The organism is Gilliamella sp. CG22, from assembly GCF_046635725.1.
GTDB classification, from domain to species: domain Bacteria; phylum Pseudomonadota; class Gammaproteobacteria; order Enterobacterales; family Orbaceae; genus Gilliamella; species Gilliamella apicola_I.
On the sequence record NZ_JBIDFK010000006.1, the window covers coordinates 64,045 to 81,229 of the forward strand.

Annotated in this window: 16 protein-coding genes; 3 read left to right on the forward strand and 13 right to left on the reverse strand. The window is 35.2% G+C overall.

Features of this window, described 5'->3' with window-relative positions; genetic code table 11:
* Positions 1–8: 8 nt before the first annotated feature.
* The 11 genes from mraY to ACGH46_RS07050 form a co-directional block, all read right to left on the reverse strand.
* Entirely contained in the window at positions 9–1,091 is a 1,083-nt protein-coding gene (mraY, locus tag ACGH46_RS07000) for a phospho-N-acetylmuramoyl-pentapeptide-transferase (RefSeq protein ID WP_267352342.1), read from the reverse strand.
* A gap of 10 nt (positions 1,092–1,101) precedes the next feature.
* Positions 1,102–2,466, reverse strand: a complete 1,365-nt coding sequence (gene murF / locus ACGH46_RS07005; protein WP_411604967.1) for a UDP-N-acetylmuramoyl-tripeptide--D-alanyl-D-alanine ligase — start codon at positions 2,464–2,466, stop codon at positions 1,102–1,104.
* Positions 2,463–4,010 (reverse strand): UDP-N-acetylmuramoyl-L-alanyl-D-glutamate--2,6-diaminopimelate ligase, encoded by a 1,548-nt coding sequence (gene murE, locus ACGH46_RS07010; RefSeq protein ID WP_411604970.1) that lies wholly within the window; start codon positions 4,008–4,010, stop codon positions 2,463–2,465. Before murE ends, murF begins: the two co-directional genes overlap by 4 nt.
* A 12-nt stretch (positions 4,011–4,022) precedes the next feature.
* A complete protein-coding gene (ftsI, locus tag ACGH46_RS07015; RefSeq protein ID WP_267361433.1) occupies positions 4,023–5,777 on the reverse strand; it encodes a peptidoglycan glycosyltransferase FtsI in 1,755 nt (584 codons plus the stop codon).
* Positions 5,777–6,160, reverse strand: coding sequence for a cell division protein FtsL (gene ftsL / locus ACGH46_RS07020; protein ID WP_267352346.1), 384 nt, complete (start codon positions 6,158–6,160; stop codon positions 5,777–5,779). Before ftsL ends, ftsI begins: the two co-directional genes overlap by 1 nt.
* On the reverse strand, positions 6,150–7,088 hold the full coding sequence (gene rsmH / locus ACGH46_RS07025) for a 16S rRNA (cytosine(1402)-N(4))-methyltransferase RsmH (RefSeq protein WP_411605099.1): 939 nt from the start codon (positions 7,086–7,088) through the stop codon (positions 6,150–6,152). The genes ftsL and rsmH overlap by 11 nt, the downstream gene beginning before the upstream one ends.
* A gap of 15 nt (positions 7,089–7,103) precedes the next feature.
* Positions 7,104–7,550, reverse strand: a complete 447-nt coding sequence (gene mraZ, locus ACGH46_RS07030) for a division/cell wall cluster transcriptional repressor MraZ (protein WP_065558897.1) — start codon at positions 7,548–7,550, stop codon at positions 7,104–7,106.
* Between the two features lie 478 nt (positions 7,551–8,028).
* On the reverse strand, positions 8,029–8,727 hold the full coding sequence (pgl, locus tag ACGH46_RS07035) for a 6-phosphogluconolactonase (RefSeq protein WP_411604973.1): 699 nt from the start codon (positions 8,725–8,727) through the stop codon (positions 8,029–8,031).
* 12 nt (positions 8,728–8,739) lie between these two features.
* Complete coding sequence (gene zwf / locus ACGH46_RS07040) at positions 8,740–10,200, reverse strand: glucose-6-phosphate dehydrogenase (protein WP_267352349.1); 1,461 nt, start codon at positions 10,198–10,200, stop codon at positions 8,740–8,742.
* A 191-nt stretch (positions 10,201–10,391) separates the two neighbouring features.
* Positions 10,392–10,676, reverse strand: coding sequence for a 50S ribosomal protein L25 (gene rplY, locus ACGH46_RS07045; RefSeq protein ID WP_411604976.1), 285 nt, complete (start codon positions 10,674–10,676; stop codon positions 10,392–10,394).
* A gap of 176 nt (positions 10,677–10,852) precedes the next feature.
* Entirely contained in the window at positions 10,853–11,725 is an 873-nt protein-coding gene (locus ACGH46_RS07050) for a D-hexose-6-phosphate mutarotase (protein WP_411604978.1), read from the reverse strand.
* A 186-nt stretch (positions 11,726–11,911) separates the two neighbouring features.
* Between ACGH46_RS07050 and hemW the strand changes: the two genes are divergently transcribed.
* Positions 11,912–13,045, forward strand: a complete 1,134-nt coding sequence (hemW, locus tag ACGH46_RS07055; RefSeq protein WP_267380876.1) for a radical SAM family heme chaperone HemW — start codon at positions 11,912–11,914, stop codon at positions 13,043–13,045.
* A gap of 232 nt (positions 13,046–13,277) precedes the next feature.
* Here hemW and ACGH46_RS07060 read toward each other — a convergent pair whose 3' ends face one another.
* Together ACGH46_RS07060 and ACGH46_RS07065 are read right to left on the reverse strand one after the other, a co-directional pair.
* Entirely contained in the window at positions 13,278–14,246 is a 969-nt protein-coding gene (locus tag ACGH46_RS07060) for a sugar kinase (RefSeq protein ID WP_411604981.1), read from the reverse strand.
* Between the two features lies 1 nt (position 14,247).
* Entirely contained in the window at positions 14,248–15,063 is an 816-nt protein-coding gene (locus tag ACGH46_RS07065; RefSeq protein ID WP_411605101.1) for a DeoR/GlpR family DNA-binding transcription regulator, read from the reverse strand.
* Between the two features lie 332 nt (positions 15,064–15,395).
* On the opposite strand from ACGH46_RS07065, the gene ACGH46_RS07070 reads away from it, so the two are divergent.
* A complete protein-coding gene (locus ACGH46_RS07070; RefSeq protein WP_411604984.1) occupies positions 15,396–16,250 on the forward strand; it encodes a tagatose bisphosphate family class II aldolase in 855 nt (284 codons plus the stop codon).
* Between the two features lie 12 nt (positions 16,251–16,262).
* Entirely contained in the window at positions 16,263–17,183 is a 921-nt protein-coding gene (locus ACGH46_RS07075) for a 1-phosphofructokinase family hexose kinase (protein ID WP_411604987.1), read from the forward strand.
* Positions 17,184–17,185 lie beyond the last annotated feature (2 nt).

Consider the following 17,185-nt stretch of genomic DNA (forward strand, 5'->3'; position numbering starts at 1 on the left):
TAATTTAATTAACGTAATTTCAAGGTTAATAAACCAATTAAGACAAGCATTAACGAAATAATCCAAAAACGTACAATAACTCGAGGTTCTGGCCACCCTTTTAATTCATAATGATGATGAATTGGAGCCATTCTAAAAATTCGTTTGCCACGCAATTTAAATGAACCTACTTGTAAAATGACAGATAGGGTTTCAATAACAAATATTCCCCCCATAATGAGTAATAAAAATTCTTGGCGTAAAAGTACGGCGATAATTCCAAGTACTCCACCTAAAGCCAATGAACCGACATCACCCATAAATACCATAGCGGGATAAGTGTTAAACCATAAAAAACCAAGCCCTGCACCAATGATAGCAGTACAGACAATCATTAATTCACCACTAAATTTGATATAAGGTATATGCAAATATTCTGCAATAATTGTATTCCCTGTCGCCCACGATACCAGCGCTAAGCCCGCTGCCACAAATACTGTTGGCATAATTGCAAGTCCATCAAGTCCATCCGTTAAATTAACAGCATTACCTGACCCAACAATCACAACATAAGTGAGTAAAATAAATACTAATCCCAACTGAGGCATGACATCTTTAAAAAAAGGGACAACCAACACGGTTACTGAGCTATCTTTTCCATATACATAAAGGCCAAAGGCAACAATAAATGCAATAACAGATTGCCAAAAATATTTCCATCTAGCGATAAGACCTGCCGTGTTTTTTCGAATAACTTTTAAGTAGTCATCAGTAAAGCCAATAATGGCATAACCAATCAGGACAAATAACGCCACCCAAACATAAGGATTACGTAAATCTGCCCAAAGAAATACTGATAACGAAATCGACGCAACGATTAGCGTCCCGCCCATTGTTGGCGTTCCTTTTTTGCTTAAATGGGATTCCGGTCCATCATTACGTATTACTTGTCCAATTTGTAATTTTTGTAACCAATCAATGACTTTTTGCCCCATTATTAACGATATCGTTAGCGAGGTTAATAGACCCAAAATAGCTCTTACGGTTAAATAAGAAAATACATTAAAAAAGGTAAAATATTTCACTAAATATTCTGATATCCAAACCAACATAATTTTAATCCTAATTTATTTTTTGTTGTTTAATTAGTTCTATAACGTCTTCCATTTTAGCACTGCGAGAACCTTTAACTAGCATGGTTAAGGTTGGATACTGACGCAATAACGTTATAAGGTAATCTGCTGCATCTTGTTTATTATAAAAATGATGACCGACTTCACTTGCTTGGCTAATGAATTGGCTCAATTTACCGACACTGACAACACAATCAAGTTTTTGTTGTTTAGCTAATGTGCCAATTTGTTGATGATATTTTTGAGCGTCTTGCCCTAATTCCCCCATATCGCCAACGACGAAAACTTTATAGCCCGATTGTTTTGCCAGAACATTAATTGCAGCAGACATTGAACCCACATTGGCGTTATAAGTGTCATCCCAAATTAATTGATTTTGGTTTAATTTAATCGGGAAAAGCCTTCCTTTAACTGGTTTTAATGTTGATAATCCTTGTTGAATGCGATCTAAGCTTGCTCCGACAGAAATCGCTAAAGCTGAAGCTGCAATTGCATTTGAAACATTGTGTAACCCTATTAATGGTAATTGGATTTCGCATTCACCAAACGGTGTATGTAATTTAAATGTGGTCACATCTGCCATTTTAATATGACTTGCATAGAAATTGGCTAATGGATTCTCTAATGAAAAAGTCCAAACAGTTTTATCTGTTAATTGCTCAAACCATTTATCTGAACAGCTATCTAAATTGATGATAGCAATACCATCTTTAGTCAATCCTTCAAAAATTTCACCTTTTGCGGTAGCGACACCTTCAAGTGAACCAAAACCTTCAATATGCGCTTCTGCAATATTATTAATTAATGCTGTTTGTGGATGAACTAACTGAGTTGTATAAGCAATTTCACCAATATGATTAGCACCTAGTTCTATCACAGCAAATTGATCATCTTTTGTTAATCTCAATAGTGTTAATGGTACGCCAATGTCATTATTGTAATTACCTTGAGTATAAAGCGTTGTTCCACAATTTTGTAGAATGGCTGCCGTCATTTCTTTAACTGACGTTTTACCCGATGAGCCGGTCAAGGCAACAATTTTAGCGGAACTTTGTTGACGAATAAAACCGGCAATTTGCCCCAACGCTTGACGTGTGTCTTTAACCACTATTTGTGGAATAGAATTATCCTCAATTGGGTGATTTACGATTACGGCAACGGCACCATCTTTAATTGCTTGTTCGGCAAAATGATGACCATCAAAATTCTCACCAACAAGTGCAATAAAAAGCGATTGTTTTGTAATTTTACGTGTATCAGTACTAATAACATCAATCGTAAAATTACCGTCATGAATATTTAATAATTCACCGTCTACAATTGTTCTGATTTGCTTAATATTTAATGGAATCATGATTGATTCTCTACCCCTAAAAACTGTTTCACTGTTTCTTGGTCTGAATAGTGATGTTTCGTGTGACCCACGATTTGGTAATCTTCATGACCTTTACCCGCAATTAATATCACATCATTTGGTTTAGCTTCTGAAAGTGCTTTTTTGATTGCTTGTACTCTGTCAGTAATAATCTGAACATTTGAATTATTGATGATACCTTGCTGAATATCATCAATAATTTTTGTTTCATCTTCTGTTCGTGGGTTATCATTCGTCAAAATAATTTTGTCAGCATATTGCGCAGCGATTTCTCCCATTAAAGGTCTTTTGCCTACATCTCTATCACCACCGCAACCAAAAATAACCCATAATGCACCCTTACAGTGAATACGACTTGCTTGGAGTGCTTTTTGTAAAGCATCTGGCGTGTGAGCATAATCCACAATAAATGTCGGGCTATTATTGGCATGTAAAACCTCCATTCGCCCACAAATAGGTTTGAGAAATGAAGCCATATTCACAACAGCGAAAAATGGGAAATCAAGCGTTAATAGCGTCGCTACACATAATAATAAATTTGAGACATTAAACTCACCCAGTAAACGACTGTGTATAATGGTATCGCCCCAACTAGAATGCATATGAATTTTGGCACCCTTATCATGATATTCAATCATCGACACACCAACATAAGGTATATTTAAGTTTTTTAATTTACTTAACGATTTGGGTTGACACGATACGGCTGTTACCTGAGAAAGCTTTTCAATCCAACGTTTCCCATAATTATCATCATAATTAATAATTGCTTTGCCTGCACTTTCGACTTGTCTTTCTTTATTATTAGGCGTAAATAACGACCATTTTGACTTAGCGTATTTACCCATTGTTTTGTGATAATCAAGATGATCTCGACTTAAATTAGTAAAAACTGTTGCAGCAAACGTAACACCTTTGACACGATTCATCACTAAACCATGCGAAGAAATTTCCATGGAAACCACTTTGACATGTTTTTTAACAAAATCGGCTAAATATGTTTGAATTTCAACGGATGAAGCCGTTGTATTGTTTGACGGTTGAAGATGATTATAGATCCCATTTCCAATCGTTCCTAAAAGTGCAACTTTCTGATTTAACAGATTAACGCATTGGGCAATAAGCTGAGTGACTGTCGTTTTACCATTAGTACCTGTCACACCAATAACAGATAATTTTTTAGAAGGTGAATGATAAAAATGATCGGCAATGCTAGAAAGTTTTTTAGATAGTTGAAAAACTTTAACCTGAGGAATATTTCTTTTTCCATGCTTGATATAATTGATACGTAAATCATCAGATTTTCTATTTGTTTCAATTAATATAGTCACCGCACCAGCTTCTAAAGCTTGAGGAATGAATAATTTACCATCAACGACATTTCCCTTGATAGCGACAAACACATCATTTTTATTGACCATACGGCTATCAATACATATATGATTGAGCGAAAAATCTTTGATCGCTTGATCTTTGTTTCCACCTAATAAACTAAATAAAGTTTTAAATGTGCATGTAGCCATTAATACCACCTATCAATAAATAATCATTTGGCCATCAACTTGGCGATCTGGTTTGACATTCATAGTTCTTAAAACTCCCCCCATAATTCGGCTGAAAACAGGTGCTGATACAGAGCCACCGTAATACTGACCCGCTTTAGGATTATCAATCACAACAACCAGAGAATATTTTGGTGCTGTTGCTGGCGCAATGCCTGCTGTATAGGCTAAATATTGATTAACATAGCGCCCACCAGATAATTTTTTTGCCGTACCAGTTTTAACAGCAACACTATAGCCTGGTACAGAAGCTTTTGTACCACCACCAGTGACAGCAACAGCTTCCATTAATTGGACAACCGTTTTAGCAATTTTTTCGGGTACAACTCGTTCACCTTGCACTGGTTCAGTGACTTTTAATATCGAAACAGGTCGATAAATCCCATAATTCCCGATAGTTGCGTACGCTCTTGCTAATTGTAATGGCGTGACACTTAAACCATAACCAAAAGAAAAGGTAGCTCGTTCAATATCCGCCCATTTTCGTGCTCTATCTGCTGCAATTGAACCACTGACTTCACCGCCTAAACCCAGTGATGTGGGTTGTCCCAACCCGAAACGACTATAATATTCAACTAGTTCGGCGGGTTGCATTTGTAATGCGAGTTTACTGACACCAACATTACTTGATTTTTCTAAAATTCCTGCCAAATTCAGGGATTTTTGATATGATACATCTTTGATTTCATAGCGATTGACATAAAAAGGTCTGGTATCAACTATCGTATTAAGATCTGCAATCTTTTTTTCTAAAGCGGCCATTACAACCAGCGGTTTTACGGTCGAACCCGGTTCAAATGCATCAGTAACCGCACGATTTCGCAGTGAATTATAATTAATTGATGATCGATTATTTGGGTTATACGATGGACTTGTTGCCATCGCTAAAATCTCCCCTGTATGAACATCAACTAAGACCGCAGTACCACTGTCAGCTTTGTTAAACTCAACAGCCTGACTAAGCTCGCTATAAACCAAAGACTGTAAGCGTTCATCAATACTCAATACTAAATCCGATGCCTTTTCACTCTCAGTGCGCTCTAATTCCTCAATGACGCGTCCAAATCTATCTCGTCTTATTATTCGTTGACCCGATTCACCGGTTAACCATTTGTTATAACTTTTTTCAATCCCTTCTGAGCCTTTCTCATTACGGTTTTCATCGGTATCCGTTAAACCGATTAATTGGGCAATACTTTCAGCTGCCGGGTAAAAACGCTTCGAGGTCTTAGCAAATGCAACTCCCGGTAACTTTAACTTTTTCAAATAATCCGATATTGTTGGCGTAACTTGTCTGGATAAATAAACAAATCGCATCGATGGATTACTTAATTTTTGCTCCAGTATGGCTATTGGTATATTTAATGCTTTTGCTAATCCTTGCCATCTTGCATCATTCGTATTCACGCCACCTTTTTGAATAACTAATTTTGGATCAGCCCAAACATCATACATCGGTACACTCACGGCCAATGCTCGCCCGTTACGATCAGTTATCATAGCCCTTGGTGCATCCATATCCTGACGACGTAAAGAACGTTTATTACCTTCAGCAATCAGTTTATCAGGATGAATGATTTGTAAAATTGCCATTTGAATAATAAGCGCAATAATGGCAGCAATAATTAAACTGTAGACAACATAAAATCGCCCGGGTGCAAAAAACTGCTTTTTACTATTCAATTTATTAGTTTTAACCGCTTTCTTGTTTTTAGTGAGAATTTTCATTATTTACTCTTTATCACTATCACGGTTTCATTTTCAGGAGTCACGTAAGACATCCCTAGTTGATTTTTAGCTTTAGCTTCTACGCGTTTTGGATCGGCAAGTACATTTTCTTCGATAACTAAATTACGCCATTCACTTTCTAATACATCTTGCTCTAACAACAGTTGCTCACGTTCAAATAACTGCTTGCGAACTTGTTGCGTCGTAATTAACACTGCACCAGCTGATACGACAATCAGTAACAATAGAAATAAGGACATTTTTTGATGACCAAATAAATCACCAATAATTAAGCCAAACAAGCTTTTATTCGGTTTTCTTTGACTATCTACTTCAACGTAGATATTGTCTTGATAACTTTCACTGTTTGGGTTAGTGTTCATTTTTCTTTTCTGCTATCCTCAGTATTGCGCTTCGAGCACGTGGATTATGATCAATTTCATTAGGACTTGGTTTAACTTTTCCAAGTGACTTTAATTTAGCGCTGCCATATTGTTTTATTTGTTGCTCTGTTAGTGGCAATCCCGCTGGTAAAACAGGACCTTTACTTTGTTTATTTATAAACTGTTTCACAATTCTATCTTCTAAAGAATGAAAGCTAATCACAGCAAGTCTTCCTTCATTCGCAAGAATTGACAGACTATTATTTAACGCATGTTCTACTTCTTCTAATTCGCTATTAATATAGATACGAATTGCCTGAAAGCTACGTGTTGCAGGATGTTTATTTTTATCTTTTCTTGGTATCGCTTTTTCAATGATATTCGCCAATTCCAATGTTCGGGTTATAGGCGAAACTTTATTCTGTTCAACAATTGCTTTTGCGATTCGTTTCGCAAATTTTTCTTCGCCAAAAGTTTTTAACACCCAAGCAATATCATCTTCATCACTTTTAAGTAACCATTCACTTGCGGTCAAACCCTGATGAATATTCATACGCATATCGAGAGGGCCATCACGCATAAAAGAAAAACCCCGTTCAGGGTCATCCAGTTGTGGCGAAGATACCCCCAAATCTAATAAAAAACCATCTATCTGACCTAACAGACCTAAATTATCAATGTATTGATATACATTGGAAAATTCTCCTCGAATAAAAGTAAATCTAGGGTCAACAATTTTTTTTGCTGCTAATTCAGCTCGTTCATCACGGTCAATAGCGATTAATCTACCTTGTTCGCTAAGTTGTTCAAGTATGAGACGTGAATGTCCACCTCGTCCAAAGGTTCCATCAACATAGATGCCATCTTTTTTAATATTTAGTGCGTCTATCGCTTCGTTCAATAAAACTGTAGTATGTTGATAATCCATCAATTTTTACTCATATTAAATTGTTAAACTTTTCAAATTACTGGATAAGTTTTCCATATCGGTTGGCAAAGCGGCAATGTCCTCACCAATTTGTTGATACCATATTCCTTCATCCCAGATTTCAAATTTATTGGATTGTCCAACAAACATTGTCAGTTTTTCTAGCTTAGCGTAGGTACGTAACGTTTGTGGTAATAATATTCGACCGGAATTATCCATTGAACACTCGGTTGCATAACCTAATAATAGGCGTTTGATCCTTCGTTCCGCTTCGACAATAGAGGATAAAGTCGAAAGTTGTTGTTCAATCATTTTCCACTCAGTCATCGAATAAAGGGCAAGACAAGGATGATATAAACCAATTGTGCATACCATGCCTTCAGACAATAATTCCCGATAGCGAGTGGGGATAGCCATTCGCCCTTTACTATCGATATTGACTGAAATTGCACCACTAAACATTCAAGCGCCCTTATTCCTGAAAATTTTGCTAATTTTTATTTGTTATAAATCAAAATATTAAATAATTTGTACTTTATTACCACTTTATCCCACTTTTTACCACAAAAATTTACAAAATAATAGATATTTAATTAATTAATTTTTTAATAATTGCAGTTGGATTTTTTCATTAGCGTGTTGCGAATTAACTATCGGTTTTATATTAAGTTAATTAAAAAAAGGTCATCACTCTGTAAAATTTAAGATTATTTGAATGTTCAACTAAACTTAACTTTGCTAACCAAGATTATTAACATGTATAAAATGTAAACATTGCAGATATTAAGAAAGGTAAAACAGTATTGATGACAATAAACAGATAACAACTTTGATTAAAAAATTAAATTCACAGCAGCTAGTTGTGTATTAATTTCATTAAAATCAAAGTAATATTAAAGATAGATATTTGCCAACCTGTTGGTTGGCAAACAAAATTTAATTAGCGAGGAGCCCAAAATCCTATCACATTAACGTTGTCTTGCTGTATAACTGCCCTTATTGGCATCTGGTTAAAATCGGTACCTTGTTCAGCTTGTTCTAACACATTAATTTTACTTTCACCGACTAAATGTAAGTAAATATTTTTACTACTTAATATGATAGGCAGTGTTAGAGTGATACGGTCAAGTGGTGCCGTTAAAGGAGTCATACCAATCACTTTTCGATTTGAGTGCATATCCAAGCCCAATTTTAAATTATCAGCTCCCGGAAACAGCGAGGCAGTATGACCATCTTCACCCATTCCCAAAATCAAAACATCAAAAGGCATCGGTACTTTATCTAAAAGCTGTTCTGTAACTTCAGCACCATCAAACGGATTATCACAACTATTTTTTAAACCAACAAAATTAGCAAGTTTTGCTTTATTTTGTAATAAATAAGTCATGACTAATTTTTCATTACTGGCATCATCCGTATCATCGACCCATCTATCATCAACCAAAGTGATATAAACGCGATTCCATGCTAAGTCTTGTTGACTGAGCAAAGTAAATAAAGGAATAGGCGTTTTACCACCCGAAACCGCAATAGATGCATGACCTTTTTGTTCAATAGCCTGCTTAAGATCATTCACTATACGAGCAGTAAGTTCTACATTTAAAACCTGACTATTTGCATATCTATTAAGTGTAAACATATTGATGTTCCTTTATTCAAATTCGTGCCAAGAATGCCCATCTTTTGTAATTAAAGCAACAGAAGCAACCGGTCCCCAAGTACCAGCTTGGTAAGTTTTCGGCGGCTCTTTTTCCGAATTCCAAGCACTAATAATAGAGTCTACCCATTTCCAAGCCGCTTCTACTTCATCACGATGAACAAACAATGCTTGGCGACCTCGCATTACTTCAAGCAATAGTCGTTCATAGGCATCGGCACTATGCTGTTGAAAAGCCTCATTAAAGCTTAAATCAAGTTTAGTCGTTTGTAAATTATGTGTGCTATCTAAACCCGGTACTTTATTCAAAATTTCAATGTCCAAGCCTTCATCAGGTTGCAAGCGAATGGTTAATTTATTTTGTGGTAATGCAGGATAAGATTCACTAAATATATTCAAAGGCAATGATTTAAAATAAACCACGACTTCCGCACATTTGCTCGCTAAGCGTTTTCCTGTACGTAAATAGAAAGGCACACCAGCCCAACGCCAATTGTCAATATCAACACGAATAGCAACGAATGTTTCTGTGCTGCTTTCTTTATTAGCGCCATCTTCTTCTAGATAACCCGGTACGTTTATTCCATTAACAAATCCTGATGTATATTGACCACGAACAACTTTATCATGAAGGTTTGTCTTATCAATAGGTCTTAGCGCATTGAGCACCGCTATTTTTTCGTTACGCAAACTTTCATCTTTCAAATTAGCCGGTGGAGACATCGCAATCATTGTCAAAATTTGTAACAAATGATTTTGAACCATATCACGCATTTGACCAGCTTTATCAAAGTAACCCCATCGACCTTCAATGCCAACTTGTTCAGCAACGGTAATTTCGACATGATCGATAGAATTACGGTTCCATAAAGAGGCAAAAACCGGATTAGCAAAACGTAAAGCTAAAAGGTTTAAAACCGATTCTTTTCCTAAATAATGGTCGATACGATAAACCTGCGATTCATCGAAAAATTGTGCAACAGAATCATTAATATCACGAGATGATTGCAAATCCGTACCAAGGGGTTTTTCCATTACAATTCGATTGTGTTTTTGGTTTAATCCAGCGTGCGCTAAACCTTTACAAATTGTACCGAAAGTCCCCGGATGCATTGCAAAATAAAAAATTGCTGTACGATTCTGCTCGAGTTTATTTTTTAAATCGTTGAAACCAGCGATATCATTAACATCTAACTTATGAAAATTAAGACGTTGGCTAAATCGTTGCCAAATATCTTCATCTAATGGTTCTGACATAAATGTTGTAAGTGCTTCTTTAGCCACTTCACTGTAAGCAGATTTATCCCAATCTGCACGACCAACCCCTAATATTTTGGTTTCTTCAGGCAGTTTTCCATACTTTTCTAATTGATATAAAGATGGTAATAATTTACGCCTTGTCAAATCCCCTTTAGCGCCAAAAATGACTAAATTGCAAACTGGGACATCAGACATGGTTTTCTCCTAACTAAAATGATATCAATATGTTTTATTCTATTATGTTGAGTTGTCAGTGTCACCCAGTTAATGCTATAAATCATAACAATAGGCATTTGCCTAATTTAATCTAACACAAAAACAAAAAGGTCACCGTCTGGGTGACCTTTTGTTAGAAGCATTATTGGATGATACACCAATGCGTGAATCTAAACGCGCACAAAGTCCATATGAACTAATTTAGGCTTGAATGGATGACGTTGTACAGCTTGTACTTTTGCTTTAACCGCTTTACCGTCAACTTCAATAGTGAGCACTTCAGAATAAAATTCTGGTTTTTCTTGCATATTGAAAATATGGTTGTGATCAAGCACAACAGATATTGCAGCTTCAGTTCCACCATAAATAATAGCTGGGAATTGACCAGCGTGACGCAGGCGGCGGCTCGCACCCTTACCATGCTCTTTTCTAACTTCTGCTTTTAATGTAAACATGTTTATTTCTCTATGTTATTTAAATAAAAAACCAATTACAGGCGACCCAGTAGTTGGTTATGAAATTGGCGCTTTAAAAAGCTTGAGGATTATAAAGCGTTATGCTTGTAAACGCAAACAATTAATCAACTGGTCAATAGAATTGATTGCGTTTAAACATAACTCGCTATGCAATATTAGACCAATTTAATTTTAAAGCCATATGACGTTTTTTGTGTTGGTGATAATTTAAGTGTTTGATTAATACACGCACTTTCAACACACACCATCTTTTTATATTCTTGGTCATCAAAATCAGCCATCGCTTTAGCTTTATCTGTCCATGGATTCCATGTAACAACATCACTAGCATTAATGTTTGTGAGCTCAATTGTTCGACTAGTATCATTTATGGTTAGGGTGTTTTCAGCATGGGTATAAATACGATCGACTTCTTGATTAAAGGTTAATTGTCCATTAATTGTTGGTTTATTTTCAACAGACAAACGATCTTGATAAGTATTACCTAACCCTTTAACAGTCACATCATCGATATCACTAATACCCAAATAAGTATGTAATGCACTTGTTGCCTCAAAATTACCTTGACAACTTAATGTAACTTCACAGCTCTTGCCGACATGAATCGTTGACCAAATTTTAAAAGGTTTGGCAAAATAGGATTCAGTTTGGGGATTATTCGTTAATGACAAGATGATATCGACACCATTAGCATCTTCCTTGCATGAGTCTAACGTCCATTCAACAATACGAGCAAAACCGTGTGAAGGATTACCTAATTGCCCAAACCAAGGCCAACAAATGGGTACACCGCCACGAATAGCCGTTCCTTTTTTAAAAAAGGTTTTTTCACTTAACCAAATAACTGGGGACGTTTCGGTTGAAGGTTGCCAAAATAATAAATGCGCACCTTGTAGTGATATCGCTGCCGTGCATGTTTTATGGTTAACCGTTAAAATGGGTAATTCACCAAAATGCGATTGTTTTACTGAAGGGCTTATTGACGCTGCTGACAAACCATTATCCAAGATATCGTTAACAATACTCATACTTTCTCCTACAAAAAATAGTCTAATCGATAATTAATATCGAAAATTAATCGTGATTGTACGCTCTTTACACGAAATTTAAAAATACCAAAATAGTAAAAAAAGCTTTTTTTCATGAATTGAAGTAAAATAGTGCAACATTTATATAACCATTCATCAACCGCTATTAAGTTTCAGGATAGGCAGATGTTTTCATATAAAATTCCACTTAGCTTATATATACATATGCCTTGGTGTGTACAAAAATGTCCTTATTGTGATTTCAATTCTCATACCATCAAAAAAACACCTGATTATCGTGCTTATATTGATCATTTGATTAAAGATTTACAGCAAGATATAGCACTTTGTCCTGAACGCTCGATCCATTCGATTTTTATCGGTGGTGGTACGCCAAGTTTATTTTCAGCCGAATTGATTGATCATCTGTTAACAAAAATTAATGAACTAATTCCAATTGAAAAACAGGCCGAAATCACCATCGAAGCTAATCCAAATTCTGTTGATGCAGAAAGATTTACAGGCTATCAACAAGCAGGAATAAATCGTATTTCAATTGGAGTTCAAAGTTTTCAAACTGATAAACTCATCAGATTAGGACGCGTTCACAATCCCCAAGAAGCAATCAATGCCGGGAAATTAGCACATAAACTAAAATTGGACAGTTTTAATTTAGATCTAATGCATGGACTTCCCAATCAAAGTTTAGATGATGCCTTGTTTGATCTTAAACAAGCCATAGCTATTAATCCTCCCCATTTATCTTGGTATCAATTAACCATTGAGCCTAATACACTTTTTGGATCTAAACCACCTGTCCTTCCTGATGATGATAAACTTTGGGAAATTTATCAAATTGGACACCAATTGTTAACTCAACATGGTTATCAGCAATATGAAACGTCGGCTTATGCAAAACCGGAATTGAAATGCCAGCATAATTTAAATTATTGGCGATTTGGTGACTATTTAGGGATTGGATGTGGTGCACATGGTAAAATAACCCAACCTAATGGGGACATTATTCGTACCGTAAAAACACGTCATCCCAAAGGGTATCTTGAAGGGCGTTATATCGAAAAATCTTATACCGTACCAAAGGAAGATCTTGCATTCGAATTTTTTATGAATCGTTTTAGATTATTTGAAGCAACACCTAAAATTGAATTTGAGCAACGGACTTTTTTACCTTTACAAACAATTGACAGGCAAATTAATTTAGCAATTGAAAAAAATTACCTTACTGAGGATAAAGAATATTGGAAAATAACTGAACAAGGAAAATTATTTTTAAATTCTTTACTTGAGATTTTTTTATAATTATTTAGTTGATTTATAATAATTATTTTGAATTTTACGCAAATTTAACATTATAAATACAAACATTTTAGAAAAAAATTTACATCGAGTTACATACATTTACTAAAAAATAGTGCATAATATATCCGACAATGTATTTATTTCATTGTTTTCCTATTCCTTATGTTTTCCCAATAACCTAGTTATTGGGACTTTTTTTATCTGCCACCCACATTAAAAAAGTTTACGATATTTAATTAACTTTGGAATTGAAAATAAATCTTTCTAATTCTGTTAAGGTAGAGGTGCCTTCCATTGGACCTTTTTGTGAAACGGCTAATGCACCACTTGCATTTGCATATTGCAAAGCTTTTTCAACACTAAATCCCGCAAGCATTAAACTGACAAATGTTGCTGCAAAACAATCTCCTGCGCCTGTTGGATCGATTGATTGCGTTGTAAAACTATCGACATGAATCTTTTTAATCGTATTTTGTTCATCATAACCATAATAAGTTGCCCCCTTCGCTCCACATTTCACAACAATATGTTTGATCCCTTTTTGAAGCAATTTTATTATGGTTTCTTGTTCGTTTTCATTATTATTGTCGGCAAAATAATTCACTTCACTTTCACTAGGTAAAAAGATATCAGTATATTCCATGATATAACCAAAAGATTGCTCCATCTCTTGAATATTAAACATTTCTTTGCGTAAATTTGGGTCGAAAGAAATAGTCCCTCCTTTTCGTTTGATGATATCTAATGCTTTGCGCACTGCATCAATTGCTCGAAACGAATACAACGATGAGCCCATAACATGTAAATGAGTACAATCTTTCAACAAGTTTTCGTTGATATGGTTGAATGAAAGAAGACCGCAGGCACTATTAGGAATATTGAAAATAAAATCTCTTTCATTAGAATTGCGATATGATACGAAGGCGCTACCCGTATTTGCTTTATTATGAAAAGTGATGCCATCCGTCATGACACCATCTTGTTTAAGCCGATTGACACACATTTTGCCAAAGGTATCTTTACCAACACAGCTAAAAAACACGACCGGAAACCCTAACTTTGCCACTTGGTCAGCAAATATAGCTGGCGCACCACTCGGAAAAGGGCCTATAAATTCGCCCGTTTGATCAAAACGCTGATTTTGTTCCTTTGCTAAAAATTCAACTAGTAGCTCCCCGATAGAACAAATCTTAAAATTCACATTATGCTCCTAATTCATTTTGGTAAATGACACTAAATTTATTTGCGGCAAATTGTTTGAAACTAGAATCTAATAATTGCTGATGATATTCGGTTACAGCCGGTCGGGATAAGATCATCACATCCATATTTTTTAGCTTTCCAATGCTACGATCATCATTATAAACAACACGCTGAGGTAAAATACCAATGATGTGATGAGCTTTTTTGATTAATTGTTGATATATACTGATTTGCTCAGTATCTTCAATTATTATTTGGTTATCATGATTAATGGCGGTTAATTCAACAATAAAATGTGAAATCGAATAATCATCTAAAATTGAATCGCTGATATCATTATGCAAAATATTATTTTTTAATAATACACCACCAGTAAGCACAATATTAGCATCGGTGAACTCTTTCGCTAATTGTGCATTATTAATATCATTCATGATTAATTTTAATGATTTTTTAACATGCAAATAGGGAATAAGCTTTCTTGTAAGTCTGCCATGACTTAAAAAAATGGTATCGCCATCATTAATATAATTTAAGCAATTCTTCACTAAATCAATATCATAAATATCATCAACAAGTAATGAATTATTCGCCGCTACAATATGCGTTTTATTATTTGTACCTTCTGGTGACAAATAAATTGCCCCACCAAAAGAACGCTTTAAATATCCTTGTTGTTCTAAATAGGTTAAATCTTGACGAATAGTAACAGTTGAAACTTGAAGCATGTATGATAACTCTTCAACTTTGATTTCACCTTTTTTTCTTACTATTTCCGCAATATCCAATCTACGTTTCAAAAGGGCTGAAGACACTTTAGCCAATTTTAATGTCCTGTATTACATAAAACGAATTAAGATTAATGATAATAGAATTTATCATACAAGTGGTCAACAATAATTAATAAGTTATGTTTTATCGAAGATACCACATCTTAACATTATCAAAATCACAGGGTTACATGTTAACCATTTAAATTTATCTTTATCAATTTAAATTACTTTTACTGTTGAATAAATGTTCAGTTTTGTGATCCAACTCACGGTAATGACACTGGCATAACTTTCGTTTTGCAATCATAATTTAATAAAAATACTTTCATTTTAAAATTTAGTTCTGGTTGCAAATCAATTTAAGGGGTTGTCATATGTCGATCATTTCAAGTCATAATATGTTAAAAAAAGCACAGCATGAACATTATGCCGTTCCGGCTTTTAACATACATAATTTAGAAACCATGCAAGTTATTGTTGAAACGGTTGCCGAATTACAGTCCCCTGTAATATTAGCCGGTACGCCTGGTACATACTGTTATGCCGGTACAGAAAATATTATTGCCATTGCCGAAGCGCTATCTAAAAAACACAATGTACCGTTAGCCATCCATCTCGATCATCATGAAGAATATGATGATATCGTTGAAAAAATTAATTCAGGAATACGCTCAGTCATGATTGATGGCTCTCATTTCTCTTTTGAAGAAAATATTGCGTTAGTAAAACGCGTTGTTGATTATGCTCACCGCTATGATGTGAGTGTTGAAGCTGAATTAGGTAGGCTTGGTGGCGTTGAAGATGATCTTGTGGTGGATGCTAAAGATGCTTTATATACCAATCCTAAACAAGCAGTTGAATTTATTGAACGAACAGGAATTGATTCACTTGCCATTGCAATTGGGACTGCTCACGGTCTGTATAAATCCGAACCTAAATTAGATTTTGATCGACTTTCTGAAATTCGTTCTATGGTTGATATCCCACTGGTATTACATGGCGCTTCAGGTGTTCCAGACAAAGATGTTCGTGAATGCATTCAACGTGGTATTTGCAAAGTCAATGTTGCAACGGAACTCAAAATCGCCTTTTCTGATGCGCTAAAACACTATTTTATCGAAAATCCAAATGCCAATGATCCTCGACATTACATGAAACCAGCAAAAGCAGCAATGAAAGAAGTGGTTAAAAAAATCATTACAACATGTGGATGTGCCGGTAAACTCTAAGAGGTCAATCCTATGATCTATACTTTAACACTTAATACGGCAATTGATATGAATATCCGTTGCCAAGGTCTTAATCCCAATTCAGTGAATCGTACTTCACATACAGAATATAGTCCCAATGGTAAAGCTGTTAACGTTTCAATTGTTTTGAAAAAATTTAATAAATCGACATGTGCATTGGGCTTTTTTGGTGGATTTTCAGGAAAATATATTATTGATGAACTCACCAAAATGCAGATTGAAATCAAACCTTGTTTTATCGATGATATCACTCGCATTAACGTTTTTATTAATGATGGACAAAATGAATATAAGTTAGTGGGGAAAGGGCCTTTTGTGCCAGATAAAAAGAAAGCTGAAATGCTAAACATCATTGATTCTCTCGATCACAATAGCTATTTAGTCATCAGTGGTAGCCTACCTAAAAACATCGAGCCTGAATATTATCAATCTGTTTTAGATATATGCCAAACCAAAAATATTCAAGTTATTTTAGATATTAGTCATCCTAAACTCGCTCAATTACTTACTTATAAACCGCTATTAATCAAACCCAATAATGATGAACTGAAAGACATTTTTGGATTAGAAACCCAAACAACGGAACAAGTCATTGCATCGTTATCAACGGTACATTCACTTGGTGCTCAAAATATTTTATTAACTATGGGGGAAAAAGGTCTTTACTTTTCAGATGGTCAGCATGTTTGGTTTTGTAATGCCGTACCAATCGATTTGATCAGTTCTGCTTGTGCAGGCGATGCGTCACTTGCTGCATTTCTTAGTGAATGGCTACCAACACAAGAACACGTTGAAAAAGCAATGAAAAAAGCCTCTGCAACAGGGGCTAATGTTGCAGAATCAGATGGATTAGGTCTACTCGATAAAATCAGTACCTATATGGAGAAACTTGTAGTTACCCAAATTAAATAAAG

Excerpts from the sequence above, each read along its gene's own strand:
- mraY (WP_267352342.1), bottom strand. The coding sequence starts at position 1,091 with ATGTTGGTTTGGATATCAGAATATTTAGTGAAATATTTTACCTTTTTT.
- murF (WP_411604967.1), bottom strand. The coding sequence starts at position 2,466 with ATGATTCCATTAAATATTAAGCAAATCAGAACAATTGTAGACGGTGAA.
- murE (WP_411604970.1), bottom strand. The coding sequence starts at position 4,010 with ATGGCTACATGCACATTTAAAACTTTATTTAGTTTATTAGGTGGAAAC.
- ftsI (WP_267361433.1), bottom strand. The coding sequence starts at position 5,777 with ATGAAAATTCTCACTAAAAACAAGAAAGCGGTTAAAACTAATAAATTG.
- ftsL (WP_267352346.1), bottom strand. The coding sequence starts at position 6,160 with ATGAACACTAACCCAAACAGTGAAAGTTATCAAGACAATATCTACGTT.
- rsmH (WP_411605099.1), bottom strand. The coding sequence starts at position 7,088 with ATGGATTATCAACATACTACAGTTTTATTGAACGAAGCGATAGACGCA.
- mraZ (WP_065558897.1), bottom strand. The coding sequence starts at position 7,550 with ATGTTTAGTGGTGCAATTTCAGTCAATATCGATAGTAAAGGGCGAATG.
- pgl (WP_411604973.1), bottom strand. The coding sequence starts at position 8,727 with ATGTTTACACTTAATAGATATGCAAATAGTCAGGTTTTAAATGTAGAA.
- zwf (WP_267352349.1), bottom strand. The coding sequence starts at position 10,200 with ATGTCTGATGTCCCAGTTTGCAATTTAGTCATTTTTGGCGCTAAAGGG.
- rplY (WP_411604976.1), bottom strand. The coding sequence starts at position 10,676 with ATGTTTACATTAAAAGCAGAAGTTAGAAAAGAGCATGGTAAGGGTGCG.
- ACGH46_RS07050 (WP_411604978.1), bottom strand. The coding sequence starts at position 11,725 with ATGAGTATTGTTAACGATATCTTGGATAATGGTTTGTCAGCAGCGTCA.
- hemW (WP_267380876.1), top strand. The coding sequence starts at position 11,912 with ATGTTTTCATATAAAATTCCACTTAGCTTATATATACATATGCCTTGG.
- ACGH46_RS07070 (WP_411604984.1), top strand. The coding sequence starts at position 15,396 with ATGTCGATCATTTCAAGTCATAATATGTTAAAAAAAGCACAGCATGAA.
- ACGH46_RS07075 (WP_411604987.1), top strand. The coding sequence starts at position 16,263 with ATGATCTATACTTTAACACTTAATACGGCAATTGATATGAATATCCGT.